This is a genomic window from Ensifer adhaerens, assembly GCF_000697965.2.
In the GTDB taxonomy this organism is placed as follows: domain Bacteria; phylum Pseudomonadota; class Alphaproteobacteria; order Rhizobiales; family Rhizobiaceae; genus Ensifer; species Ensifer adhaerens.
In genome coordinates, this window is record NZ_CP015880.1 from 501,083 (window position 1) to 525,632 (window position 24,550).

At 63.1% G+C, this 24,550-nt stretch carries 27 protein-coding genes; 18 read left to right on the forward strand and 9 right to left on the reverse strand.

Annotation, left to right across the window (positions count from 1 at the left end):
- The first annotated feature begins 293 nt into the window (after window positions 1-293).
- The 5 genes from FA04_RS02305 (at window position 294) to FA04_RS02325 (ending at window position 2,969) form a co-directional block, all read left to right on the forward strand.
- A complete protein-coding gene (locus tag FA04_RS02305; protein ID WP_034801042.1) occupies window positions 294-653 on the forward strand; it encodes an AtpZ/AtpI family protein in 360 nt (119 codons plus the stop codon).
- A gap of 60 nt (window positions 654-713) precedes the next feature.
- Complete coding sequence (locus FA04_RS02310; RefSeq protein ID WP_034801044.1) at window positions 714-1,466, forward strand: F0F1 ATP synthase subunit A; 753 nt, start codon at window positions 714-716, stop codon at window positions 1,464-1,466.
- An 82-nt stretch (window positions 1,467-1,548) separates the two neighbouring features.
- On the forward strand, window positions 1,549-1,776 hold the full coding sequence (locus FA04_RS02315) for a F0F1 ATP synthase subunit C (protein WP_025426100.1): 228 nt from the start codon (window positions 1,549-1,551) through the stop codon (window positions 1,774-1,776).
- A 76-nt stretch (window positions 1,777-1,852) separates the two neighbouring features.
- Window positions 1,853-2,470: a F0F1 ATP synthase subunit B gene (locus FA04_RS02320; protein WP_034801046.1), complete on the forward strand. Its 618-nt coding sequence runs from the start codon at window positions 1,853-1,855 to the stop codon at window positions 2,468-2,470.
- A gap of 13 nt (window positions 2,471-2,483) precedes the next feature.
- On the forward strand, window positions 2,484-2,969 hold the full coding sequence (locus FA04_RS02325; RefSeq protein WP_034801048.1) for a F0F1 ATP synthase subunit B: 486 nt from the start codon (window positions 2,484-2,486) through the stop codon (window positions 2,967-2,969).
- A gap of 299 nt (window positions 2,970-3,268) precedes the next feature.
- Here FA04_RS02325 and FA04_RS02330 read toward each other — a convergent pair whose 3' ends face one another.
- Complete coding sequence (locus FA04_RS02330; protein WP_034801051.1) at window positions 3,269-3,919, reverse strand: ribonuclease HII; 651 nt, start codon at window positions 3,917-3,919, stop codon at window positions 3,269-3,271.
- Window positions 3,920-4,136: 217 nt separating this feature from the next.
- Window positions 4,137-5,294 carry a PA0069 family radical SAM protein gene (locus FA04_RS02335; RefSeq protein ID WP_034801053.1) on the reverse strand — a complete coding sequence of 386 codons (1,158 nt, stop codon included), beginning with the start codon at window positions 5,292-5,294 and terminating at the stop codon, window positions 4,137-4,139.
- A 175-nt stretch (window positions 5,295-5,469) separates the two neighbouring features.
- Here FA04_RS02335 and FA04_RS02340 point away from each other — a divergent pair, with 175 nt between their 5' ends.
- Window positions 5,470-5,991: a glycosyltransferase family protein gene (locus FA04_RS02340; RefSeq protein ID WP_034801056.1), complete on the forward strand. Its 522-nt coding sequence runs from the start codon at window positions 5,470-5,472 to the stop codon at window positions 5,989-5,991.
- A gap of 293 nt (window positions 5,992-6,284) precedes the next feature.
- Here FA04_RS02340 and moaB read toward each other — a convergent pair whose 3' ends face one another.
- The 4 genes from moaB to FA04_RS02360 form a co-directional block, all read right to left on the reverse strand.
- The gene (moaB, locus tag FA04_RS02345; protein ID WP_034801059.1) at window positions 6,285-6,827 is read right to left on the reverse strand and encodes a molybdenum cofactor biosynthesis protein B; all 543 of its coding nucleotides are present in this window, start codon (window positions 6,825-6,827) and stop codon (window positions 6,285-6,287) included.
- Between the two features lies 1 nt (window position 6,828).
- Window positions 6,829-7,740 carry a 4-(cytidine 5'-diphospho)-2-C-methyl-D-erythritol kinase gene (locus tag FA04_RS02350; RefSeq protein ID WP_034801062.1) on the reverse strand — a complete coding sequence of 304 codons (912 nt, stop codon included), beginning with the start codon at window positions 7,738-7,740 and terminating at the stop codon, window positions 6,829-6,831.
- Between the two features lie 7 nt (window positions 7,741-7,747).
- On the reverse strand, window positions 7,748-9,583 hold the full coding sequence (locus tag FA04_RS02355; protein WP_034801065.1) for a tetratricopeptide repeat protein: 1,836 nt from the start codon (window positions 9,581-9,583) through the stop codon (window positions 7,748-7,750).
- A 160-nt stretch (window positions 9,584-9,743) separates the two neighbouring features.
- Window positions 9,744-10,760, reverse strand: coding sequence for a polyprenyl synthetase family protein (locus tag FA04_RS02360; RefSeq protein WP_034801067.1), 1,017 nt, complete (start codon window positions 10,758-10,760; stop codon window positions 9,744-9,746).
- A 107-nt stretch (window positions 10,761-10,867) separates the two neighbouring features.
- On the opposite strand from FA04_RS02360, the gene FA04_RS02365 reads away from it, so the two are divergent.
- From FA04_RS02365 to FA04_RS02390, 6 genes are all read left to right on the forward strand, one after another.
- The gene (locus FA04_RS02365; protein ID WP_034801069.1) at window positions 10,868-11,089 is read left to right on the forward strand and encodes a putative signal transducing protein; all 222 of its coding nucleotides are present in this window, start codon (window positions 10,868-10,870) and stop codon (window positions 11,087-11,089) included.
- 11 nt (window positions 11,090-11,100) lie between these two features.
- Window positions 11,101-11,871 carry a tRNA1(Val) (adenine(37)-N6)-methyltransferase gene (locus tag FA04_RS02370; protein WP_034801071.1) on the forward strand — a complete coding sequence of 257 codons (771 nt, stop codon included), beginning with the start codon at window positions 11,101-11,103 and terminating at the stop codon, window positions 11,869-11,871.
- A gap of 173 nt (window positions 11,872-12,044) precedes the next feature.
- Window positions 12,045-12,911, forward strand: a complete 867-nt coding sequence (locus FA04_RS02375) for a S49 family peptidase (RefSeq protein ID WP_034801074.1) — start codon at window positions 12,045-12,047, stop codon at window positions 12,909-12,911.
- Between the two features lie 34 nt (window positions 12,912-12,945).
- Complete coding sequence (locus FA04_RS02380; RefSeq protein WP_034801076.1) at window positions 12,946-13,137, forward strand: membrane protein; 192 nt, start codon at window positions 12,946-12,948, stop codon at window positions 13,135-13,137.
- 125 nt (window positions 13,138-13,262) lie between these two features.
- A complete protein-coding gene (locus tag FA04_RS02385) occupies window positions 13,263-14,219 on the forward strand; it encodes a glycine--tRNA ligase subunit alpha (RefSeq protein ID WP_060516372.1) in 957 nt (318 codons plus the stop codon).
- Complete coding sequence (locus FA04_RS02390; RefSeq protein ID WP_034801080.1) at window positions 14,216-14,782, forward strand: AAA family ATPase; 567 nt, start codon at window positions 14,216-14,218, stop codon at window positions 14,780-14,782. Before FA04_RS02385 ends, FA04_RS02390 begins: the two co-directional genes overlap by 4 nt.
- Here FA04_RS02390 and FA04_RS02395 read toward each other — a convergent pair.
- Window positions 14,775-14,972, reverse strand: a complete 198-nt coding sequence (locus FA04_RS02395) for a cytidine/deoxycytidylate deaminase family protein (RefSeq protein WP_034801082.1) — start codon at window positions 14,970-14,972, stop codon at window positions 14,775-14,777. The genes FA04_RS02390 and FA04_RS02395 overlap by 8 nt on opposite strands.
- Before the next feature lie 246 nt (window positions 14,973-15,218).
- On the opposite strand from FA04_RS02395, the gene FA04_RS02400 reads away from it, so the two are divergent.
- The 6 genes from FA04_RS02400 (at window position 15,219) to FA04_RS02425 (ending at window position 22,506) form a co-directional block, all read left to right on the forward strand.
- Entirely contained in the window at window positions 15,219-15,767 is a 549-nt protein-coding gene (locus tag FA04_RS02400; protein ID WP_034801085.1) for a LemA family protein, read from the forward strand.
- 72 nt (window positions 15,768-15,839) lie between these two features.
- A complete protein-coding gene (locus tag FA04_RS02405; RefSeq protein WP_034801088.1) occupies window positions 15,840-17,111 on the forward strand; it encodes a 3-phosphoshikimate 1-carboxyvinyltransferase in 1,272 nt (423 codons plus the stop codon).
- Between the two features lie 109 nt (window positions 17,112-17,220).
- Entirely contained in the window at window positions 17,221-19,161 is a 1,941-nt protein-coding gene (locus FA04_RS02410; protein ID WP_034801090.1) for a DUF2207 domain-containing protein, read from the forward strand.
- Between the two features lie 112 nt (window positions 19,162-19,273).
- Window positions 19,274-21,439, forward strand: coding sequence for a glycine--tRNA ligase subunit beta (glyS, locus tag FA04_RS02415; protein ID WP_034801093.1), 2,166 nt, complete (start codon window positions 19,274-19,276; stop codon window positions 21,437-21,439).
- 120 nt (window positions 21,440-21,559) lie between these two features.
- Window positions 21,560-21,940, forward strand: coding sequence for a cupin domain-containing protein (locus FA04_RS02420; RefSeq protein ID WP_034801096.1), 381 nt, complete (start codon window positions 21,560-21,562; stop codon window positions 21,938-21,940).
- A 62-nt stretch (window positions 21,941-22,002) separates the two neighbouring features.
- A complete protein-coding gene (locus FA04_RS02425) occupies window positions 22,003-22,506 on the forward strand; it encodes a 2-thiouracil desulfurase family protein (protein WP_034801098.1) in 504 nt (167 codons plus the stop codon).
- A 118-nt stretch (window positions 22,507-22,624) separates the two neighbouring features.
- Here the strand turns inward: FA04_RS02425 and FA04_RS02430 are convergent, their stop codons facing one another.
- Together FA04_RS02430 and purD are read right to left on the reverse strand one after the other, a co-directional pair.
- Window positions 22,625-23,146: a plant virulence effector HPE1-like domain-containing protein gene (locus FA04_RS02430; RefSeq protein WP_034801101.1), complete on the reverse strand. Its 522-nt coding sequence runs from the start codon at window positions 23,144-23,146 to the stop codon at window positions 22,625-22,627.
- A gap of 105 nt (window positions 23,147-23,251) precedes the next feature.
- On the reverse strand, window positions 23,252-24,523 hold the full coding sequence (gene purD, locus FA04_RS02435; RefSeq protein WP_034801104.1) for a phosphoribosylamine--glycine ligase: 1,272 nt from the start codon (window positions 24,521-24,523) through the stop codon (window positions 23,252-23,254).
- Window positions 24,524-24,550: the final 27 nt, after the last annotated feature.

Below are 24,550 nucleotides of genomic sequence, written 5' to 3' on the forward strand. Positions count from 1 at the left end.
CGACGCGATTCCGCCGCCTTTCCTGCGCACACGCGGAAGGGGGGATTCCCGCCGGTCTCCGGCCGGAATCCTGCCGCGACCTTGTCGAAGATCGATGAACGTGTGCTTAACCCATTGAATTTCATGGAAAACATTGTCCACGATCAAGCGACCTGCACGCCTTGACTATGCGGGTGCCTAAAACTATGTTGCGCGCGACTTCAAATGGGGCCGAAACGTGGCTTGTGCGAAGGCCTATTGTATGACCGAAATCGCGGTCTGAGACCCGATAAGGACGACAAGGGAGTAGCCACGTGGCGGAGAAACCTGAAGAAAGTCTGGAAGCGCGGCTGAAGCAGCTCGGCGACAAGATTGAGGCCAAGAGGCCCAATACGCCTGATGTAGCGGAAGCCAGGGCCGCCGAAAGCCGTAAAGGTTATGCGGCGGCGATGAAGCTCTCGAGCGAGTTCATCGCCGGCATCGTTGTCGGGGCGTTTCTGGGCTATCTTTTGGACCACTTTGCGGGTACAGGGCCGTGGGGATTGATTATCTTCCTGCTTCTCGGCTTCTGCGCTGGCGTGCTGAATGTGCTGCGCTCGGCCGGTATGGTGGCGACACCGGAAGCCGGAAGAGGCGGTTCTGGGAATGACAAGAAGGACGGCGACGCCCGCTGAGGCGTTGCCCCGAAGAAAACGGTTTCCGCTCTCGGGCGGGTAGAACGAAAGAGAAGCGCGGTGTCAAACGATCCGACCCACCAGTTCCTGGTCAATAAGATTGTCCCGATCGAAATTGGCGGAATGGACTTTTCCTTCACCAATGCGTCGCTGTTCATGGCTGCGACCGTGGGTGTTGCCGCAGGCTTTCTTTATCTGACGACGTCGCAGCGCGGTCTTATCCCGACCCGCATGCAGTCGGTCTCGGAAATGTCCTACGAATTCATCGCCTCGATGCTGCGCGAAGGTGCCGGCAGCGGCGGCATGAAGTTCTTCCCGATGGTGTTCTCGCTGTTCATGTTCATCCTGACGGCGAACCTGCTCGGCATGATGCCCTACTTCTTCACGGTCACCAGCCAGATCATCGTCACTTTCGCTCTGGCGCTGTTCGTCATCGGTACCGTCATTCTCTACGGTTTCTACAAGCACGGTCTCGGCTTCCTGAAGCTCTTCGTGCCGCATGGCGTTCCTGGCGTCCTTCTGCCGCTCGTCGTCGCGATCGAAGTCATCTCGTTCCTTTCCCGCCCCATCAGCCTCTCGGTCCGTCTTTTCGCCAACATGCTGGCCGGGCACATCACGCTGAAGGTCTTCGCAGGCTTCGTCACCTCGCTCAGCGCCCTCGGCGCGGTCGGCATCGGTGGCGCCATCCTGCCGCTCATCATGACCGTCGCCATTACCGGTCTTGAGTTCCTCGTCTGCTTCCTCCAGGCCTATGTCTTCGCGGTACTGACTTGCATGTACCTCAACGACGCTGTCCATCCCGGAAGCCACTAAGGAATAACAGTCGCTTGCTTCCGGCCGGATCTCCGCCGGAAGCGCAATCCTAAGCCGCAACACCATTCGAAGGAGTTCAAACATGGAAGCGGAAGCAGCAAAGTACATCGGCGCAGGTCTCGCTTGCCTCGGCATGGCCGGCACGGCTCTCGGCCTCGGCAACATCTTCGGCAGCTACCTCTCTGGCGCGCTGCGTAACCCGTCGGCTGCTGACGGCCAGTTCGGCCGCCTCGTATTCGGCTTCGCCGTTACGGAAGCTCTGGGCATCTTCTCGCTGCTCGTAGCCCTGCTCCTCCTCTTCGCCGTCTAATATCGGCTGGAGTTTCGGCCGCGACCCGTCAAAAGGTCGCGGCCGCGCATATTCTTGAGTGCACCTGGAGGTGAGCATGTTTGTGACCGCGGCTTATGCCCAGCAGTCAACCACCACTGAAGGCGCCGAAGCACACGATGCCGCTGCGGCCGGTGAGGTGCACACCGAAACGGGTGTGGCTCACGAAGGCGAGGCTGGCTCCGGCGTGTTCCCGCCCTTCGATACGACCCATTTCGCATCGCAGCTGCTTTGGCTCGCGATCACGTTCGGCCTCTTCTATCTCCTGATGTCGAAGGTCATCATTCCGCGCATCGGCGGAATTCTGGAAACCCGTCACGATCGGATCGCTCAGGATCTCGATGAAGCGTCCCGCCTCAAGGGCGAAGCCGACGCTGCCATCGCTTCCTACGAGCAGGACCTGGCAGCCGCCAAGTCCAAGGGTCACAAGATCGCCGACGACGCCCGCGAATCCGCAAAAGCCAAGGCCAATGCTGACCGCACCGCCGTCGAAGCCGACCTTGCCAAGAAGATCTCGGCTGCAGAAGACCGCATCGCCGACATCAAGGCAAAAGCACTGGCCGACGTCGGCGCCATCGCCGAGGAAACCGCAACGGCTGTCGTCAAGCAGCTGATCGGCGGAACCGTCACCAAGGCCGAGATCACCGCTGCCGTCAAGGCATCGGCTGGCAACTGAGGAGCACTGAACTATGCATCTTGATGCAACTTTCTATGCCTTCGTTGGCCTGATCCTGTTCTTCGTCCTGATTGCCTATCTCAAGGTTCCGGGCATGGTCGGCAAGGCGCTCGACGCCCGCGCCGAAAAGATCGGCAACGAGCTGACCGAAGCCAAGCGCCTGCGCGAAGAAGCACAGGGCCTCGTCGCTGAGTACCAGCGCAAGCGCAAGGATGCCGAAGCGGAAGCTGCCGGCATCGTCGCTGCCGCCCAGCGCGAAGCCGAAATGCTGACCGCGGAAGCCAAGCAGAAGACCGAGGAATACGTCGTTCGTCGCACGGCTCTTTCGGAACAGAAGATCAAGCAGGCCGAAAGCGACGCGATCAACGCGGTTCGTTCCGCTGCCGTCGATCTCGCGATCGCCGCTGCCGAGAAGGTCATTGCCGCCAAGGCGGACGCCGGCGCCCAGAGCGATCTGTTCAAGAAGGCACTTGGCGACGTCAAGGCACGCTTGAACTAAGCGCTCGGACATTCGATTGAAGAAAGCCCCGCTTCGTGCGGGGCTTTTTTTATGCCTGTCTGCAGAGAACGCGCTGGCCCGAACAATGGGTGGCGCCAGCCTCCGTCAGAGATTTGCGTAGGCGTTTCGCCACATCAGGTTCGGCCGCCGAAGTAGGACCAGTGTTCAAGGGCTAGCGTAGCGCACGTCAGCACGCGCGCCGCCGGTATGGCTTTTGACGCGAGAAAAGCTGTTGACGAGATATGTCGGAAGCGGAACCGAAAACGCCTGCGTAGCGCTGGTCAGGGATTGCGCAAAGGTTAGTCGTCCCGGCGCAGCGGCCGGAAGCTCATGCGGTGCAGCGGGCAGGGGCCGTGGGTCTCGATGGCGCGACGGTGGGTCACCGTCGCATAGCCGGCATGGAGCGCGAAGCCGTAGCCGGGATGTGCGAGATCGGCACGGGCCATCATGCGGTCGCGGGTGACCTTGGCGACGATCGAAGCGGCGGCGATCGACAGCGACCGCGCATCGCCCTTGACGACCGCCTTGGCGTGGCAGGTGAGGCCGGGCGGCACGTCACGGCCGTCGACGAGCACGAAGCGTGCGTTCGAGGGCAGGCCGGCCACGGCGCGCCGCATGGCTTCAAGGCTTGCCTTGCGGATGTCGGTGGCGTCGATCGTGCCGGCCGAAGCCGAGGCGATCGACACTTCGGACGTGGCGAGGATTTCTTCGAACAGTTTTTCGCGCGCCTGCGCCGTCAGCTTCTTGCTGTCGTCGAGGCCCGCGGGAATGGCGTCCGGATCGAGGATGACGGCGGCGGCGACCACCGGTCCCGCGAGCGGCCCACGCCCGGCCTCATCCGCTCCGGCGACCGGCCAGAAGCCATCGCCCTTGGCCGAAAGCTCGAAACTGAAATCGGGCGCTTCGATGATATCGGGAAAAAGGGGAGAATCGGACGATCTGCGAGACATAAGTCTAATTCGCATGATCGACCGATTCTCTTCAAGCCCCCAAGTCCGAGTGCGGCGGCGGACGGGGGATTACCGGGGCCCACGGCGGGTAAGGGGCACCGGAACTGCTATGCGATCTGAGGCGCCCGCTATCGGGTTCGCCTGGCGGTGCGGGGCGATCATCTCTCGCTGCGCGCCGATTACGAATTGCGGATGCTACCAGGCGATCGGAAAGCCTTCAAAGAAGCGAGAGCTGCACCCCCGTTCCGAGCGGCGGCACGAAGAGATCGTCGCGCAGCTGCCGGCGCGTCGGGTTGAAGCCGAGGCGCTTGACCGCCAAGTCGAAGCGGCGGCCAATCTGCCACGCATAGGGGCCGGCGCCCTTCATGCGTTTGCCGAATTCGGCGTCATAGTCCTTGCCGCCACGCATGGAGCGGATGAGCGACATGACGTGCCGGTAGCGGTCCGGATAATTGCGCAGCAGCCAGTCGCGAAAGAGCGGGCTGACCTCGAGCGGCAGCCGCAGCAGGACATAGCTTGCTTCCGTTGCTCCGGCTGTCCTTGCTCCTTCGAGCACGCGCTCGATCTCGTGGTCGTTCAGCGCCGGAATGATAGGGGAAACGAGAACACCGGCCGGGATGCCCGCTTCGGCAAGCATGCGTATCGCCTCCAGCCGCTTGCTCGGCGTAGAGGCCCGCGGCTCCATCGTGCGGGCGAGCTTCCGGTCGAGTGTCGTGACGGAGATGCCGACGCGAACCAGTCCCTTTTCCGCCATCGGCGCCAGGATATCGATATCGCGGGTGACCATCGCTGATTTGGTGACGATCATGACCGGATGGTTGGCGTCCCGCAGCACCTCGAGGATCTGGCGCATGATGCGCCACTCCTTCTCGATCGGCTGATAGGGGTCGGTGTTGGTGCCGATGGCGATCGGCCTCACCTTGTAGTCCTGCCGCGCCAGTTCGCGCTCCAGAAGTCGCGGTGCATCCGGCTTGGCAAACAGCTTCGCTTCGAAGTCGAGGCCGGCCGATAGGCCCATATACGCGTGCGTGGGGCGGGCGAAGCAATAGATGCAACCATGCTCGCAGCCGCGATAGGGATTGATCGAGCGGTCGAAGGAGATGTCGGGAGACTCGTTCCTCGTGATCACCGTGCGCGGCTTCTCGACCTGAACCTCGGTCTTGAACGGCGGCAGATCCTCCAGGCTTTCCCAACCGTCGTCGAACGTCTCGCGGCTGCGCGGTTCGAACCTGCCGGACATGTTGATCCCGGCGCCGCGCCCCCGGCGGCGATCGATGTCGATCCGGAGGCCCGTTGCGCTCATCATCGCTTCGGCCACATCTGCCGTGTTGGCGGGCGCAAGGGCACCCTGCCTGATCTGAGACAGCTCGGTCATTGGAATCTCCCCGGAATCAGATATTTGATCCCGTTTTGTTCTGATTATTTTCCTATCGCGAATGAGAGAACGATTCAAGAACAAAAAATTGGAATTTCGGTTTTGTCGATCAAGGCACCGCTTCGGTCGATGTCCTGGATGTAGCAATTGCCGTGCCGATGCGTTACGAGAAACCATGCTCACGATCATCATGGAAACCCGCGACAACGAAGCCGAACTGGCGCAGACGCTTGCTGTGTTGGTTGCCGGCGCCGTGGAGGGGCTGGTCAGCGATGTGATCATCCTCGATCATGGTTCGAAGGATGGTTCGTCCGATGTGGCCGATGCCGCTGGATGCCGTTTCTGCCGGGATTGGGATCTCGCCGATGTGGTGGGTTCGGCGCGTGGCGAATGGCTGATGTTGCTGGAGCCGGGCGCCCGCCCGATCGGCCGCTGGATCGATGAACTGGCCGAGTACGTGTCGATGAACAAGGCACCGGCCCGCTTCTCCGGTTCGAGACTGCATCGCAGGCCTTTCTTCCGCCGGCTGACCCGGCGGGGAAAGCCGCTGGAGACAGGCTTTCTCCTGCGCAAGAACGATGCTCTTGCGGCCGCCCGCGGCAATACGGGCCTGGATGCCATGACGAATGTCCGCTCTGTCCGCAAGCTCTCGACCGAACTTGTTCCGGCCTGGGTCGCCGTCGAAGCCAGGCGGTAACGCCGGTTCGTAGCGCGCAAAATTAAAGGTGCCAGTCCCGGGGGGACGGCACCTCCAAGCGGCTCTCAAATGACCTTGTTTGGTAGATTTCTATCCGGGCAGCATTCTGGCTACCCGTCGTATCCAACATTGCATTCCGCCTGGGGGACAGAGGCGGAAGGGTCTTGCGGCGCGAGGAATAGAACGTGCGGCGGTCGTTCCTCGCTGTGTCAACGCTTGGAGACTAACGAGAGGAGAAGCGACCGTCAGTTACTAAGGTAACAGGTCGGCCAAGCCGGAACGGTCCAAGCTCTTCAGCCACGTTTCAGATGCTCGTCGAGCCGCGGCATGATCTCCACGAAATTGCAGGGCATGTGCCGATAGTCGAGCTGTTGCTTGAGGATGCCGTCCCACGCATCACGGCAGGCACCGGGCGAACCCGGAAGGACGAAGATGAAGGTGGCGTTGGCAACGCCGCCAGTTGCCCGCGACTGGATCGTCGAGGTGCCGATCTTCTCGAAGGAGATACGGTGGAAGACTTCGGAGAACCCGTCCATGCGCTTCTCGAACAACGGTTCCAGCGCCTCAGGCGTCACGTCCCGCCCGGTGAAGCCCGTTCCACCTGTCGTGATCACCACGTCGATGTTGGGATCGAGCGTCCAGGCCTTTACCTGGTCGTAGATCTTCGTCTTGTCGTCGGAAACGATGGCGCGCGCCTCAAGCCGATGGCCGGCGTCACGCACCCGCGCTTCCAATGTGTCGCCCGACTTGTCGTCGGCGCGCGTGCGCGTGTCGGAGACCGTGAGGATGGCGATCCCGACAGGAATGAACGGACGCTTTTCGTCGATACCGGCCATGCTATTTCCCTTTGCCCACTGTCCTGCAGGCGAGAACGTACCACCCGGGGTAGGCCTCCGAAAGAGCGCGCGCTGTCGCAGCCGCGCGCACGTCGCTGTCGAAAAGGCCGAAGCATGTGGCGCCTGAGCCCGACATGCGCGTGAGCGCCGATCCGGCTTCGGTCAATGCCTTGCAGACCGTGCCGATCACGGGCTCAAGGCCCTCTGCCGGCAGCTGCAAATCGTTGCGCATCGTTGCGATCGCAGAAATCCACTCGGCCGCCGTGCCGGCTCTGTGAGGCGCAACGAGCGGCGGGTTCGTCTTGTTGGCGAGGGCCCGGAAGACAACCGGCGTCGAGACGGCGACGAGCGGATTGACCAGCACGACCGGCAGCGCGGGGAAATCCGCAAGCGGCGTAATGTCCTCGCCGATCCCCTTCGCGAGCAGTGGCGTGCCGGCAAGACACATCGGCACGTCCGCTCCGAGCTGCAGCGCGATGGCGCCGAGGCGGGAGGGTTCGATCGTCGCGCCCCAAAGATCGAGAAGCCCAAGAAGCGTCGCCGCCGCATCCGCGGATCCGCCGCCAATGCCCGAGGCGAGCGGCAGGTTCTTCTCGAGATGCAGGTGGACCGGCCCGGCCGTGTCGGGGTCAAGTGCCTGCAGTTCGGCGCGCAGCAGGTCCCGTGCCTTTAGAACCAGGTTGCCGCCCGCGCCGGCATCCATCGGCAGCGCGGCGGCAAACGCGCCCGAAACCGTGAAGCGATCCGCATCCGCCGGCGAGAGACCGATGCGATCGCCGCAATCGGCAAAAGTGACGAGACTTTCGAGAAGATGGTGGCCGTCGGCGCGCTGGCCGACGACGTGAAGGGCCAGATTGATCTTGGCGGGGGCTGCACGCGTCAGCGCGAAGCCCGCGATGTCACCTTCCGACATGGAACGGTCAGGACTTCTTGTCCGGCGCCGGTGCTTCCGGGGTCACCTTCTTCGGCGCGGTTTCCTTGGCATCGGCCGAGGCGGGGACCGCTTCCTTGAGCGGCGGCAAGCCGTTCTCGATCTTTGCCTTGATCTTCGGGATCTCTGCTTCCTCGGGCTTCAGTTCGAGCGTCTGCGTCCACTGGAACACGGCTTCGAGCTTGCGGCCGACGCGCCAGTAGGCGTCGCCAAGGTGATCGTTGATCGTCGGGTCGCCGGCCATCAGTTCGGCCGCCTTCTCCAGTTCCACGACTGCGTCGTCGAAGCGGTTCATGCGGAAATAGGCCCAGCCGAGGGAATCGACGATATAGCCGTCATCCGGCTTCAACTCGACGGCCTTGCGGATCATCTCCAGGCCTTCTTCGAGGTTGATGTTCATGTCGACCCAGGAATAGCCGAGATAGTTCAACACCTGCGGCTGGTCCGGATTGAGCTCCAGCGCCTTGCGGAAGTTCGGCTCGGCCTTGTCCCAGAGCTTCTGGCGCTCATAGGCGATGCCGCGTTGGAAGAACACCGTCCAGTCGCTGCGCTTCGGGACGGAGCCGATCTGTTCGACGGCGCGATCGTAGAGTTCGCCCATCTCCTTGTAGTCCTTGGCGTCGGAAAGCACGCTGCCATAGGCGAGATAGTTGCGGATGTTCTTCGGATCGACGTCGATGAGCGCCTTCAGGTGCTTCTTCGCCTCGTCGACCTTGCCGATGCTGGCGAGGCTGAGCCCGAGCTGTAGTTCCGAAACGCGCCGCATCGGCGAGGTCTCGGGAATGGCCTTGTAGAGTTCGATCGCCTCGTTCGGTTTCTTCAGGTTTTCGGCGATGCCGCCGAGCATGACCAGGATGTCGGCGCTGTCAGGGTCGAGCCGGCGCGCGGTCTGCAGGTAGAGCGAGACGATGTCCTCGGCGCCGTCGCGGTTGAGTGCCGCACCGATCGAGAAGAGCACGGCCGCAGCGCCCTGGGTGGCGTTCTTGACCTGCTGTTCCTGCGGAACACCATTCTCGATATCGGTCCTCAGCGCCTGCAGCGGCGTGTAGTTGTTGACCATGTTTTCGCCGACGGCGACGGTATCGAGCGCCTTCTGCTTGTTGCCTTCGCGCGCCTCGAAACGGGCAAGCGCTTCGACCGCGCGCATGAAGGTGTCGGGAGCGGCACTTCCGCCCTCGCGGTCGAGAATGGCATCGTTGAGCCTGGTGCGCGCCGTCTGCTTGTCACCCGCAGCAACCGCGATCGCGCCCGCATGATAGTTCTTGAACACGCGGAACCATTCAGGACCGTCAAGGCCGTTGATCTCGGCGAGTGCTTCCTTCGGCTTGCCCTGGCCGAATTTCGCCCAGGCCGAAAGCAGGCCGTTCATCAGCCGGTCGAGATCGTTCGGACCCTGGTAGTTCAGAAGCTTCTGTGCGTTGCGATACTCGCGCTTGCGGATCGCCTCGATCGCGCGAATGACCGTCGTGATGCGCTCGACGGCCGGGTCGGACTTCAACTGCTCGGCAATCTTCGCGCCTTCGTCGAACTGGCCCGCCATCAGAAGCGTGATCATCAGCCGCTGCTTGACGTCGTTGTTGTTCGGCTCGAACTGCAGCGCGATGCGGTAGAGTTCTGTGGCGGAAGCGAAGTCGCGGTCCGTATCGGCGGTGCGGGCAGCGAGAAACGCGCCGGAAAAGGTATTGACCGACTTGATGTCGAACGGCTCAGTTTCCTCGACGGCTGCGGTCTTCTCCTCGGCAAATGCCTGGTAGCCGCCGCTGACAGCAGCGAGAGCCAGCAGTGCTGCGCCGCTGAGGAGGCGGAGAATCGTCTTTTGCCGCATGTCAAACCTTTCGCGCCGATTGCTCGGCTTTCGCACCACTAAGGGTTGTTTTCGGAGTCAGCCACATATAGCCCAACGCAACTCTTGAGGAACAGAATGGCTTTTTTGGCGCAACGCGGCAAGAAAATCCTGTCGCTCGTTCTGACCTGCCCGGAGCCCGTCAGCTGACGCGATCGATGCAGAAGTCGATGACTTCGGTGAGCGCCGATTTCCAGGGAGACGCCGGCAGCGGCGCCAGCGCATCGCGGGCAATCGTGCCGTAATGCTGGGCGCGCGCGATGGTGTCGCTCAAGCCCCCATAGCGCTTGATCAGGCCGAGTGCCTTGTCGAGGTTCGCGTCGCTGCTGTCGCCGCCTTCGATCGCCTCGCGCCAGAAGGCACGGTCTTCCGCCGTTCCGCGGCGATAGGAGAGGATTACCGGAAGGGTGATCTTGCCCTCGCGGAAGTCGTCGCCGACATTCTTGCCGAGGTCGCTCGACGAGCCGCCATAGTCGAGCACGTCGTCGACGAGCTGGAAGGCGAGGCCGAGGTTCATCCCGTAGGATTTCAGCGCGTTGCGGTCCGATTTGCTGGTCTGGGCAACGATCGGCCCAACTTCGGCCGCGGCGGCAAAAAGGGCTGCGGTCTTGGCACGGATGACCTGGAGATAGTCGTCCTCGGTCGTTTCCATGTTCTTGGCGACGGAGAGCTGCAGCACTTCGCCTTCGGCAATGACCGAAGCTGCGGTCGACAGCACGTCGAGCGCGTCAAGCGAGCCGACATCGACCATCATGCGGAAGGCCTGGCCGAGCAGGAAGTCGCCGACCAGCACGCTTGCCTGGTTGCCCCAGATCGTGCGTGCGGTGGATTTGCCGCGGCGAAGGTCGCTTTCGTCAACGACGTCGTCATGGAGAAGCGTCGCGGTGTGCATGAATTCGACGCTGGTTGCGAGCTTGACGTGGGCGTCGCCCTCGTAGCCGAACATCGCAGCGGAGGCGAGCGTCAGCATCGGGCGCAGGCGCTTGCCGCCCGAAGAAATCAGGTGGTTGGCGACCTCGGGAATCATCTGAACGTCGGAGCCGGCCTTCGACAGGATAAGCTGGTTGACGCGCTCCATGTCCGCAGCGGTCAGATCAACGAGCGGCTTTACGGACGCCTGTTTGTTTTTGCTGTCTTCCAGCGGTATCACTACGCCCACACCGGGACTCCTGTTTTCATTGTCGCTTTCGACAATAGGAAGGGGTGTCCCGTGCGGCAAGAGGCGAATTGTCCCGCTTGCTGAAATAGGACAGGAAAAACCGCCGGATGAAGGAATTGATCCGTACCAACGATGCCGTCGTGCTCTCCTTTGCCGAGAGCCTGATGAAGGATGCCGGCATCGCAAGTCTCATCGCCGACCAGGGGATGAGCATTCTTGAGGGCTCGCTCGGACTCTTGCCCCGTCGCTTTCTGGTCGCCGAGGAAGACGCGGACGCGGCGCGCCGGATCCTGATCGATGCCGGGCTCGAGGCGGAGTTGCGCCCTTGAGCACGGAGCCGATGCCGGCTGCGACCGAAACCGTCGATGCATTTCACCGCGGCAAGTTCCATGTCGTCCAGCCACTCGGCCAGGGGCATCGCTCCGGCATGGACGCCATGCTGCTTGCGTCGCTCGTTGCATCGGATCGTCCCTGCCGGGTCGCCGATCTCGGTGCGGGCGCGGGTGCAGCCGGCATGGCCGTCGCCTCGCGGATCGACGATGCGGAAGTGGTGCTGGTGGAGCGCTCGCCCGTTATGGCGGAGTTTGCCCGCCGCAGCCTGGCGCTTGCCGAAAACGCCCGTTTTTCCTCGCGCGTCTCGGTCGTTGAGGCCGACGTTTCACTGACCGGCAAGGCGCGTGTCGCGACGGGTCTGGCGGATGACAGCTTCGATCATGTGATCATGAACCCACCCTTCAACGATGCCTCGGACCGCAAGACTCCGGATGCGCTCAAGGCCGAGGCCCATGCGATGAGCGACGGGCTGTTCGAGATCTGGGTGAAGACGGCGGGCGCGATCATGAAGCCCGGCGGGCAACTGTCGTTGATCGCTCGGCCGGAATCGATCGCCGAGATCATCGCCGCTTGCGGCCGCCGCTTTGGCGGCATCGAGATCACGGCGCTGCATCCGCGGGTCGGTGAAAACGCCGTGCGCATCCTGGTGACGGCGATCAAGCAGAGCCGCAAGCGGCTAGTCTTCCGCGCCCCGCTCGTCATGCACGAGGAGGGGCATCGCTTCGCAGACCATGTCGACGACCTCAACAATGGCCGCGCCGCCTATCGCCGCCGCTGATTTACCGTATGCGGCATTGCGTTCGCCGCATCAGTGCATACATGGCATGGAAGAGCCCCTGGCGGGCGATCCGGCGAAGCATTCCGCTTTTCGCCGATGAGACGCGGTCATGTCTATGATTTCCGGTCGTTCCGGCTCAAAATCATGGCATGTCCCAGCAGGCAGGAGTTGAAATGAAGGCGTTCCTGAGACGGTTGTTGCCCAAGCGTTTTCGCAAGGAAGGCGTGACGATCCCCGTCGTCCGGCTCCACGGCGCGATCATGGCCGGCGGCGGTCAGTTCCGGCCGGCGCTCAACCTGGCGACAGCGGCCCCGCTTCTCGAAAAGGCCTTCGCAATCAAGGAGGCGCCTGCTGTCGCGATCTCCGTCAATTCGCCTGGCGGCTCCCCTGTGCAGTCGCGATTGATCTACCAACGCATCCGCGATCTCGCCCAGGAGAAGAAAAAGCGTGTGCTGATCTTCGTCGAGGACGTCGCCGCATCCGGCGGCTATATGATCGCGCTTGCCGGCGACGAGATCATTGCCGACCCGACGTCGATCGTCGGCTCGATCGGCGTTGTCTCCGGCGGGTTCGGTTTTCCGGAACTCCTGAAGAAGATCGGCGTCGAGCGGCGTGTCTATACCGCTGGCGAAAACAAGGTGATGCTCGATCCGTTCCAGCCGGAAAAGGAAAACGACATCGCGTTCCTGAAGAACCTGCAGCTCGATATCCACGATACCTTCATCCAGATGGTCAAGGCCCGTCGCGGCCAGCTGCTCGCCGACGATCCGGATATCTTCTCCGGCCTTTTCTGGACCGGCCGGCGCGGGCTGGAGCTCGGCATCATCGATAGTCTCGGCGATCTGCGCGGCGAGGTGAAGAAGCGCTATGGCGACAAGGCGCGGCTCGAGCTCATCCAGCCGGTGCGCAGCCTTTTTGGCCGCCGGCAGAGCGGCGCGGCCATTGCCGGTGCTCTGGTCGAGCCAATGGCCGCTTCCGCAGCGGCGGGACTTGCCGAAGCCATCGAGGAAAGGGCATTGTGGGCGCGGTTCGGGCTTTGATGCCTGCCCGGCCTGAAATGTCCTTGGAGGGAAAATGCCGCAACTCATCCTGCTCCTGATCGCAGGTTTCGTCTTCTGGCTCGGCTATCGCAAGTTCGTGGCGGATGCCCAGAAGCTGACGCGCCAGCGCGAACAGGCTCGCCGCGAGGAGCAGACCGGGGCGCAGGGAACGTTGGTGCAGGACCCGGAAACCGGCGAATACAGGCTGAAGCGCGACGGCGAGTGAGGGCGGTCGGAACGCGTCGGTGTGGCTGCGGTCTATTTGCCCGCCCGCTGCCGTAGCGCTTGACCCCTGTCATCAGGCGTGGCACCTGTCCGGCACATTTTCTAGAAGAAATCCGGACGCGATCCATGACCACTCTGCCTGATCATATGAACCCGAAGCGCTCGTTTCAGGCTCTGATCCTGACACTCCACAATTACTGGGCCGATAAGGGTTGCGCCGTGCTGCAGCCCTACGACATGGAAGTGGGCGCCGGTACCTTCCATCCGGCAACGACCCTGCGCGCGCTGGGCCCGCGTCCCTGGCGTGCGGCTTACGTCCAGCCGTCGCGTCGCCCGACCGATGGCCGCTACGGCGAAAACCCGAACCGCCTGCAGCACTACTATCAGTATCAGGTAATCCTGAAGCCGAACCCGTCCAACCTGCAGGAACTCTATCTCGGCTCGCTCGAGGCGATCGGCCTCGACCCGCTGCTGCACGATATCCGCTTTGTCGAGGATGACTGGGAAAGCCCGACGCTCGGCGCTTGGGGTCTCGGCTGGGAGTGCTGGTGCGACGGCATGGAAGTGTCGCAGTTCACCTATTTCCAGCAGGTCTGCGGCATCGAGTGCTCGCCGGTTTCGGGGGAACTGACCTACGGTCTCGAACGCCTCGCCATGTATGTGCAGGGCGTCGACAACGTCTACGACCTGAACTTCAACGGTCGCGAGGGTGCCGAGAAGATCAGCTATGGCGATGTCTTCCTGCAGGCCGAACAGGAATATTCGCGCTACAATTTCGAATACGCCAACACGGCGATGCTGCATCAGCACTTCATCGATGCGGAAGCCGAGTGCCAGGCGTTGCTGGCTGCCGGAGCACCGGGCGACCACAGCAACAACCACCTGCACAAATGCGTCTTCCCAGCCTACGACCAGTGCATCAAGGCAAGCCATGTGTTCAACCTGCTCGATGCCCGCGGCGTGATCTCGGTCACCGAGCGCCAGAGCTACATCCTTAGGGTGCGCACGCTCGCCAAGGCCTGCGGCGAAGCCTTCCTGTTGACCGACGCCGGTGGCGCGAACCTCAACCGGGACGCCGCTTGAGCGTAGAACCGTCCGGCCTTGTCGTTCACATCAACGGCTGGCCGGGTACCGGTAAGCTGACGATCGCGCGCCATCTTGCTGAAAGGCTGGGCGCGCGGCTCGCCGACAATCACACGCTGATCAATCCGGCCGAGGCACTGTTTGCGCGCAGTGACCCGCTTTATCGCTCGCTTCGATCGGCGGTCCGCCAAAGCGTGTTCGAGCACCTGGAAAGGGCGGCAGCCGAACGGTCGTTCATCTTCACCGATGCGCTCTCGGACGATGCCACCGACACGCGTGCCTTCGAGGACTGCGCCGCACTCGCGCAAAAACGCGGCGCTCGCTTCGTTGCGGTCGTGATCGATTGCGACGTCGAGGAAAATCTCAAGCGCCTGACACGCGCCGGCCGGAGCAAGCTGCACAAGCTGACCGATCCGGAAGTTCTTCTGGGATTGCGGCGCGCGCACCGGCTGCTGCGCGGCAGAAGCGACCGATTGATTGAAATCGATGTGACGACGCTCGGCGCTGATGAGGCGGCAGCGGCGATCGCGGCGCGGATCGCTGAACCTTCGACTGTCAGATGACGAAGGTCGTGCCGGCGTCGTTCTTGCAGTACGGCTTCATTGTGGGATAGGCGCCGGTATAGACCTGACCGGAGTAGGTCTGAAGAGCGCGGCGAACACCGCTCGGCCGTTCCGGAGAATGCGCGCTCGCATAGGCAACGAAGAGCGCCGTAAAGGCGATCACGTTGATGAGAGTTGCGAGCGTTTTCATGGTCTTCACTTCGTTTCCGGGGTTGTTCGATGAACCGACTATCGCCCATCGCCGGTCCGGTCGCCGTTCCCGATGGAACAGGAAAGCCGGTCTTTTGACGTGAAAAGGCGTGGCATCGGGAAACACAGTGTTCACGGTGCAGCGGGAATTGGGGAGGAGCAGGTTTCTCTGGCCAAATGCTGCAGAAAGCGCTTTGAAGCTGAGAAGCGAATGCTAATCTCTGCGCGAGTTTTTGGAGGGTGCCCTATGATCGGTCTGGCAATCGCCGTCGTCGTGATTCTGTATCTGGTTTTCGTCTATAACGGTCTCGTCAAGGCGCGGCAGATCGCCGAGGAGGCGTGGTCCGGTATCGATGTGCAGTTGAAGCGCCGCGCCGATCTGATCCCGAACCTGATCGAAACCGTGAAGGGCTACGCCGCACACGAGAAGTCGACGTTCGAAGAGGTGATCGCCATGCGCAACCGCGCACAGGCGGTGCCAGCCGGCGACGTCGAGGGGCGGGCCCAGGCGGAAGGCGCGCTCTCCCAGGCGCTCGGCAAGCTCTTTGCGCTGGCGGAAGCTTATCCGGACCTCAAGGCCAACGAGAATTTCGCCGAGCTGCAGCGCTCGCTGGAAACGATCGAAGGCGAAATCCAGATGTCGCGCCGCTATTACAACGGTGCGGCCCGTGACTTGAACGTCAAGGTCGAGAGCTTCCCGTCCAACCTGATCGCCAACGCCTTCCGCTTCGTCAAAGCCGGCTATTTCGAGATCACCAACGAAGCCGACCGCGCGGTGCCGCAGGTCAAGTTCTGACAGCCACGCCTCCCGAACATTCCTCGCCGCGGGATCCCGCCGCGGCGCCATTCGCATCAAGAGACCTATTCGATGACCTCCGATAGCATGAAAAAACTGACCATCCTGCCGACCGACCACCCGCTCCGCGGTCATGTGCGCCCGCCGGGCTCGAAGTCGATCACCAACCGGGCGCTGCTTCTGGCCGGCCTTGCCAAGGGCACGAGCCGGCTGACGGGTGGCTTGAAGAGCGACGACACCCGCTACATGGCGGAAGCCTTGCGCGCGATGGGCGTCGAAGTCAGCGAGCCGGATGAAACGACCTTCGTCGTCACCAGCACGGGCAAGTTGCTCCCGCCGGCAGCTCCCTTGTTCCTCGGCAATGCCGGAACGGCGACACGCTTCCTGACGGCTGCTGCCGCGCTCGTCGATGGCACGGTCGTGGTCGATGGCGACCAGCACATGCGCAAGCGGCCGATCAAGCCCTTGGTCGAAGCACTCGGAACGCTCGGCGTCGAAGTCACCTCCGAAACCGGCTGCCCGCCGGTCACCGTCAAAGGCACCGGCGGCTTCCCGGCCGGTCGCGTCGTCATCGATGCCGGCCTGTCGAGCCAGTATGTCTCGGCCCTGCTGATGGCGGCCCCCGGCGCCAAGGGTCCTGTCAACATCGAGCTTGCCGGCGACGAGATCGGCGCGCGCGGTTACATCGACCTAACGGTTGCCGCCATGCGTGCCTTCGGCGCCGAAGTCGAGCAGCTGAGCCCCTCCGTCTGGCAGGTCGCGCCGACCGGCTACAAGGCAGCCGACTATGTCATCGAGCCGGATGCTTCGGCGGCGACCTATCTCTGGGCTGCGGAAGTCCTGACCGGCGGCGCCATCGATATCGGCGTTCCGGCGGACGCCTTCTCGCAGCCGGATGCCCGCGCCCATGCGGTGATCGCGAGCTTCCCGAACCTGCCCGCCGTCATCGACGGCTCGCAGATGCAGGACGCGATCCCGACGATCGCCGTGCTTGCCGCCTTCAACAACACGCCGGTGCGCTTCGTCGGTCTCGCCAACCTGCGCGTCAAGGAATGCGACCGCGTGCGCGCGCTGTCGCTCGGTCTGACCGCGATCCGGCCGGATCTGGCGCACGAGGAAGGCGACGACCTGATCGTCTCTTCCGATCCCACGCTTGCCGGCCAGACCTTGCCCGCCTCGATCGACACCTTCGCCGACCATCGCATCGCCATGAGCTTTGCGCTTGCCGGCCTGAAGATCCACGGCATCGCCATCGAAGATCCCGGCTGCGTTGCCAAAACGTACCCGGCCTATTGGGATGCACTCGCTTCGCTCGGCGTCGAATTCACCGGCGACCGGCCTTGATACCGTGCGGGATGTGCGGCCGTGTCTGCGGTTTCCGCGCGCATCCCGTTCTCACCCATAAGAACCGATCTCGTGTCTTGAACCTCAACCGGAAGAAAGCTTGATCCGCATGGTCCGTTTCGCTGCCGCATTTGCCGTTCTGGTGTTTTTGCTGGCAACGGCAGGCGTCGGTCGGGCGGAGGAGGTCTTCTCCGCCTATCGCTCCGTCATCGATGTCGCCAAGGACGGCACGATGACGGTGACCGAGACGATCACGGCGACGGTCGAGGGCAACAAGATCCGCCGAGGTATCTATCGCGATATGCCTTTGACCTTCACCGACGCGAAGGGCAAGCGCAGCAAGGTCGATTTCAAGCTGCTCTCGGTCGAGCGTGACGGTGAGGAGGAGCCCTATCGCACCGAGACGATCAACGGCGGCATCCGCATCTACACCGGTTCGGCCGAGGTCTTTCTGGAGCGGGGGGAGCATACCTTCCAGTTCACCTACGAGACTGGCCGGCAGATCCGCTTCTTTGACGATCACGACGAACTCTACTGGAACGTCACCGGTACGGAGTGGGATTTCCCGATCGACGAGGCGAGTGCGACCGTGACGCTGCCGGAAGGCGTAAGGGCCGAAGCGCTCGATTACTTCACTGGCGGCTATGGCGCGACCGGCAAGGATGCGCGCGCATCCAGGGACGGCAGCGAAATCTTCTTTGCCACCACCCGACGTCTCGATCCGCGCGAAGGGCTGACGATCGCCATCAAGATGCCGAAGGGCAGCATCGACAGGCCCACCTCCAGCCAGGAAAATGCCTGGTGGCTGCACGACCATCTGGCGCTCGTCATCGCCGGTGCCGGCCTTGCCGTCGTCCTGCTTTACTATAGCCAGGCCTGGCTCAGGGCCGGGCGTGACCCGGACCGCGGCGTCATGGTGCCGCGCTGGGATCCGCCGGAGGGCATCTCACCGGCGCTGGTCAATTACATCGACAACAGGGGCTTTTCCGGCGAGGGCTGGACCGCGTTGTCGGCGGCAGCACTCAATCTCGCGGTCAAGGGCCACGTGGTTCTCGAAGACCTGAAGAACGCCATCGTCATTGCCGCCACCGGCAAGAAACCCGACGAAAAGCTGCCGACCGGCGAGGCGGCCGTGATGAAGGCGGTCGATGCCGCTGGCGGCAAGCTCACCATCGACCCCGCCCACGGCACACGGGTGCAGGCGACCGGCGCCGATTTCCGCAACGCCATGGAGCGCGAGCATCGCGGCAAGTACTACCACGCCAACAGCGGTTACATCGTCGCCGGTGTCATCCTTTCGGTGTTGGCGGTTGCGGCCGTGTTCCTGTTCGGGGATCTCAGCGAGGACAGCCTGCCGCTGGTGATCGTTCCTGTTTTCATCGCCTTCTTCGTCTCGATCCTCGCCGTCTCCTTCGGCAAGTCGCTTCGCCGCGAAAGGAGCCTGATGAGTCGGATCATGTCGATCGTCGTGGTCGCCTTCATCGGCTTCGTCGCCTTCACCATCTTCTCGACCATCCTTGCGGCCGTCTTCTATTCGGCAGCCGAAACCGACGAACTGCCGCTGCTCTTCGTGATCGGCGCGATCGTGCTCGTCAACGTGCTGTTCTTCTTCCTGATGGGTGCGCCGACGCCGCTCGGAACGCGGATGATGGATGGCATCGACGGGCTCAGGCAATACATGACGCTCGCCGAGAAAGACCGGATGAACATGCAAGGCGCGCCCGAAATGTCGCCCCGGCATTTCGAGACGCTGCTCCCTTACGCCGTGGCGCTTGGCGTCGAGAAGCCCTGGACCGAGACCTTCGATCGTTGGCTGCTTGCCGCGGCGGCTGGGGCGGCTGCGGCCGCTGCATATCAGCCGGGCTGGTATCACGGTGACGGCTTCGGCTCGAGCACCTTCGGCGATCGCATCGGCGGTTTTGCCGGATCCATGGCCGACACGATGACGTCCTCCCTGCCGCCCCCACCCAAATCGTCATCGTCGGGCTTTTCTTCCGGCGGCGGCTTCTCCGGCGGCGGCGGTGGTGGCGGTGGTGGCGGCGGCTGGTAAATCCGCCTCGCACTTGCCCTTGGAAAACCAAATTCATCGCGGCGCTTGGTGACAATCTTGCCAGAGATTGCTAAGTCCGCCGCAACCGTCAGGAACAGAAAAAGTCACTCCCATGCCCGATCTTCTTATCGAACTCCGCTCCGAGGAAATTCCTGCCCGCCTGCAGCGCAAGGCGGCCGGTGACCTCAAGAAGCTGCTGACCGATGCCCTGGTCGAAGCGGGCCTGACCTATGAGGGGGCGCGCGAGTACTGGACACCGCGCCGGCTGACGCTTGACATCCGCGGCCTCAACGCCCGCTCCGCCGATGTTCGCGAAGAGCGCAAGGGTCCGCGCACCGACGCCAACGAGAAGGCGATCGAAGGCTTCCTGCGCGGCGCCGGCCTTTCCTCGATCAGCGAGGCGCACGTCCATAGTGACCCGAAGAAGGGCGACTTCTACGTCGCCCATATCGTCAAGCCGGGCCGTCCCGCCGAAGAGATGATCGCCGAGGCGATGCCGGATATCATCCGCAATTTCCCCTGGCCGAAGCCGATGCGCTCCGGCGTGGCCTCGGCCAAGCCTGGTTCGCTCCGCTGGGTCCGCCCGCTGCAGTCGATCGTCTGCACCTTCGGTTCGGAAACCGAGGAAACCCATGTGATCCCGTTTGAAGTCGACGGCATCGTCGCCTCGAACGTCACCTATGGTCACCGCTTCCACGCGCCGGAAGCGATCACGGTTCGCCGCTTTGCCGACTATGCCGAGAAGCTGGAAAAGGCGAAGGTCGTTCTCGATGGCGAGCGCCGCAAGGAAATGATCCTGGCCGACGCCCGCAATGTCGCCTTCGCCAACGGCCTTGAGCTCGTCGAAGACGAAGGCCTGCTCGAAGAAGTCTCCGGCCTCGTCGAATGGCCGCAGGTGCTCATGGGCAGCTTTGAGGAAGCCTATCTCGAGATCCCCTCGGAAATCATCCGGCTGACGATCAAGACCAACCAGAAGTGCTTCGTCACCCGCGCGCCGGGCGCCGACACGCTCTCCAACAAGTTCATCCTCGTCTCGAACATCGAGGCGAAGGACGGCGGCAAGGAGATCGTGCACGGCAACGGCAAGGTCGTGCGCGCCCGTCTTTCGGACGCAGCGCATTTCTGGCACCGCGACCAGGGTAACTTGCCGGATCTCGAAACGCTGGAAGCATCCGCCAAGAAGTTCGATCTCGATCTGAAGAAGCCGCTCGATCAGCGCATGGCCAAGCTCGACGCATTGAAGGTCACCTTCCATGCCAAACTCGGCACGGAAGGTGAACGCGTTGCGCGCATTCGGGCGCTCGCGGCCGAACTTGCCAAGGTGACCGGTGCGGATACGAAGCTCGTCGATCGCGCCGTCGTGCTGGCCAAGGCCGACCTGCGCACCGAAGCTGTCGGCGAGTTCCCCGAGCTTCAGGGCATCATGGGACACAAATACGCGCTGCTTCAGGGCGAACAGCCTGCGGTCGCCGACGCGATCGAAGACCATTACAAGCCGAATGGCCCCTCGGACCGCGCTCCGACCGATCCGGTGGCGGTCACCGTCGCGCTTGCCGACAAGCTCGACAAGTTGGTCGGCTTCTGGGCAATCGACGAAAAACCGACCGGTTCGAAGGATCCTTACGCGCTGCGCCGTGCCGCACTCGGCGTCATCCGCCTGATCCTGGAAGGCAAGGCGCGCCTGGCGCTGCTACCCGCTTTCGAAACGGCGCTCGTGGCCCTTCGCGCGCAGAAGCCGGAACTTTCGGCTGACATTTCCGCCGACCTGCTCTCCTTCTTCCATGACCGCCTCAAGGTCTACCTGCGCGATCTCGGCGCCCGCCACGATCTGATCGACGCGGTGCTGACGCCGGATTCGGATGATCTTCTGATGATCGCCCGCCGCGTCGAGGCGCTGACCGCCTTCATCACTGACGAGGAAGGCCGCAACCTCCTCGCCGGCACCAAGCGCGCGACGCAGATCCTGGCAGCCGAAGAGAAGAAGGGAACGACCGTCGCCGACGCCGTCGATGCCGGCCTCTTCCGTCTCGATGCCGAAAAGGCGCTGCACCAGGCCGTCGAAGCCGGTTCGGGCGAGGCGCGCGAGGCGATCGCCAAGGAGGACTTCCGTTCGGCCATGGAAGCACTGGCAAAGCTGCGCCAGCCGGTCGACCAGTTCTTCAACGACGTGCTGGTCAATGACGACGATGCTGCGATCCGGGCCAACCGCCTGGCGCTGCTGGGTCTCATCCGCTCGGCCACCGGCACGGTCGCCGACTTCTCGAAGATCGCCGGCTAAGGCACGGCTGCCTGCCGCCGGCTCGCTGGCGGCCTCGGCGGTCCCTCGCGCACAAACGTTCAAGCTGGTTGGGAGCCGGCGCCCTATATCCTGTCTCCATCATCATCATGGAGACAGCCGATGAATGTCGCGACGAAGACCTACAAGCCGATCAATTTCGCTGAGAAGCTCTCGCTCTTCAGCGATCAGTGGCAGCCGCGCGTCCTTGCCGAACTCAACGACTACCAGTTCAAGATCGTGCGCATCGAGGGCGACTTCATCTGGCACGATCACAAGGATACCGACGAGGCCTTCATCGTCATCGAGGGCACGCTGCGGATCGATTTTCGCGACGGGTCCGTGACGCTCGGTCCCGGCGAAATGTACGTCGTGCCGAAGGGCGTCGAACACAAGCCCTATGCGGAGCACGAGGTGAAGATGCTCTTGATCGAGCCGCGCGGCACGCTCAACACCGGGCATGAGGGTGGCGAACGCACCGCGCAAAACGACCGCTGGATCTGATCCCTTGTCCGGGCACTGCGATCGCGCTTGCTGACCGGCAGGGCGCCGGAGTAGAGAAAGGCATGCCCGCAAAAATTCTCGTCAGCGCCTGCCTCATGGGCCATGCCGTCCGCTACGACGGCCAGTCGAAGCCGCTCCTGCACCCGGCGATAGACCGCTGGCGCGCGGAAGGCCGTCTCGTGACCATCTGTCCGGAAATGTCGGCCGGCATGCCGGTGCCGCGTCCGCCGGCCGAGATCGCCGCCGGCGCTGTCGGCAAGGACGTGCTCGCCGGCAAGGCGAGGGTGGTGGAGATAGACGGCGGCGACGTCACCGAGGGGTTCATACAGGCTGCCGAAAACGCTCTTTCGCTTGCCAGGCAAGCCGACTGTCGCTTCGCGCTCCTGATCGATGGCAGCCCGTCCTGCGGGTCGGGTTTCGTCTATGACGGGAGCTTTTCCGGCGCGCGCCATCCGGGTGAAGGCGTAACGGCCGCCTTGCTCCTCGCCAACGGCGTCGAAGTCTATTCTGACAGACAGATAGAGGCGCTGGTCGCGCGGATCGATGAATTGGAAGGCTCGCAATAAAAAGATTGCGCCCCCGCTTCTCTCAGGGGCGCAATCTCTCGCTCTTACAGCGATACGCCCGTCAGCCTTTGAATGCAGGGGACGGCTGAGCGGGGCAGGGAACTTTCCCGATAGGCGATCAGTCTAGCCGAAGTTCGAGGGTGGACGGATCAAAATCCTGTGAGCTCTCGTCGGCCACGGGCGCAGCCACCATGGACGCGCCGATCGGGGTCACCGCGGCGGTCTTTGCGGTCTGATCGATGGAAAGAAACTCCGGCCTGGACGCCTGCGGGTTCTGGTCGTTTGCGATGTTCGAGACGGTCACCGTTGCAGCATCGTCGGTTTCGGCCGCGGCCGTCCTGATCATCTCGTGGGACGGCTTGCTGACGAACACCACCGGCGACCCGCCGAGCCAGGCCTCCGTGCGCACCATCTTCATCTCGCCGTTGATTTTCTTGAGCTCGATCGTCTCGTCGCCCGCCGCGATCGTCGGGACGACGTAGGTGACCTTCTTCCGCGACTGCAACGGCGGGCAATCGGCGCAGGAAACCGTGGAGACGCTGGCATTGTCGGTCGTGCCGGAGGCGATCGCTTCGATCGACGACGCCGCGGCGTTGCCAGCAGCAAGCCCAAGGACGGTGGTGATCAGCAACAGGCGCATCGTTTTTCTCCCGGATCGTTACCGGCGAGAATATGCGCGCTCCCTTACTTTCCCGTCAGGAGAATTGGTAAAAATAGAATGATCCGCGAATTGACCGGTTTCCGGTCAGGCCTTCTCGCGCGCGACCGCGCGCCAGCCGATATCGTGCCGGTAGAAGCCGTTGTCCCAGGAAACGGCCGACAGCGCCGCATAGGCCCTGTCCTTGGCCTCGCCGGCACTTGCCCCTGTCGCCGTAATGTTGAGCACACGGCCACCGGTTGCGACCAGGCCTCCGTCCTTCATCGCTGTGCCGGCGTGGAACACCTTGGTGGTGTCGGATGCTGCGGGGAGGGCGTCAATCGGGGTGTTCTTCGCGTAGCTGCCCGGATAGCCCTTGGAGGCCATCACGACGGTCAGCGCCGTCTCGTCGCGCCATTCCACAGTCATGCCGGCGAGCGTGCCGGTCGCCGCGGCATAGAGAAGCGGCAGAAGATCGCTCTTCATGCGCATCATCAGCACCTGGCATTCCGGGTCGCCGAAGCGGACGTTGTATTCGATGAGTTCCGGTCCTTTGGCGGTGATCATCAGCCCGGCAAAGAACACGCCGGAGAAGGGATGGCCGCTTTCCGCCATGCCGCGCATCGTCGGCTCGATGATTTCCTTCATCGTGCGCTCGATCATCTCTGACGTCATGACCGGGGCCGGCGAGTAGGCGCCCATGCCGCCGGTGTTCGGTCCGGTATCGCCGTCGCCGACGCGCTTGTGGTCCTGGGCCGACGCGAGCGCCAGCGCCGTCTTGCCGTCTGAGAGGCAGAAGAAGCTTGCCTCCTCGCCGTCGAGATAGGCTTCTACGACCACTTCGGCGCCGGCGGCGCCAAAGGCGCCGGCGAAACAGTCGTCGACGGCGGCGAGCGCCTCGTCGAGCGTCATGGCGACGGTGACACCCTTGCCGGCGGCGAGACCATCGGCCTTGATGACGATCGGTGCGCCCTGTTCACGCACATAGATCTTGGCGCTCTCCGCATCGGTGAAGCGGCCATAGGCGCCGGTCGGAATATCGTAGCGGGCGCAGAGATCCTTGGTGAAGCCCTTGGAGCCTTCAAGCTGGGCGGCCGCGGCAGAGGGGCCAAAGACGGCGATGCCGGCTGCGCGCAGCACGTCGGCGATGCCGGCGACCAGTGGACCCTCAGGTCCTACCACGACGAAATCGATCGCTTCCTTGCGGCAGAAGTCGGCGACCGCTGCATGGTCGTCCGTGTCGAGCGCGATGATTTCCGCTTCTTCGGCGATGCCGGGATTGCCCGGTGCGGCATAAAGCTTCGTCAGTTTCGGCGACTGCGCGATCTTCCATGCAAGGGCGTGTTCGCGCCCACCCGATCCGATCAGAAGAACCTTCATTGCAGCCCCCGATATCCCGAAAAATGT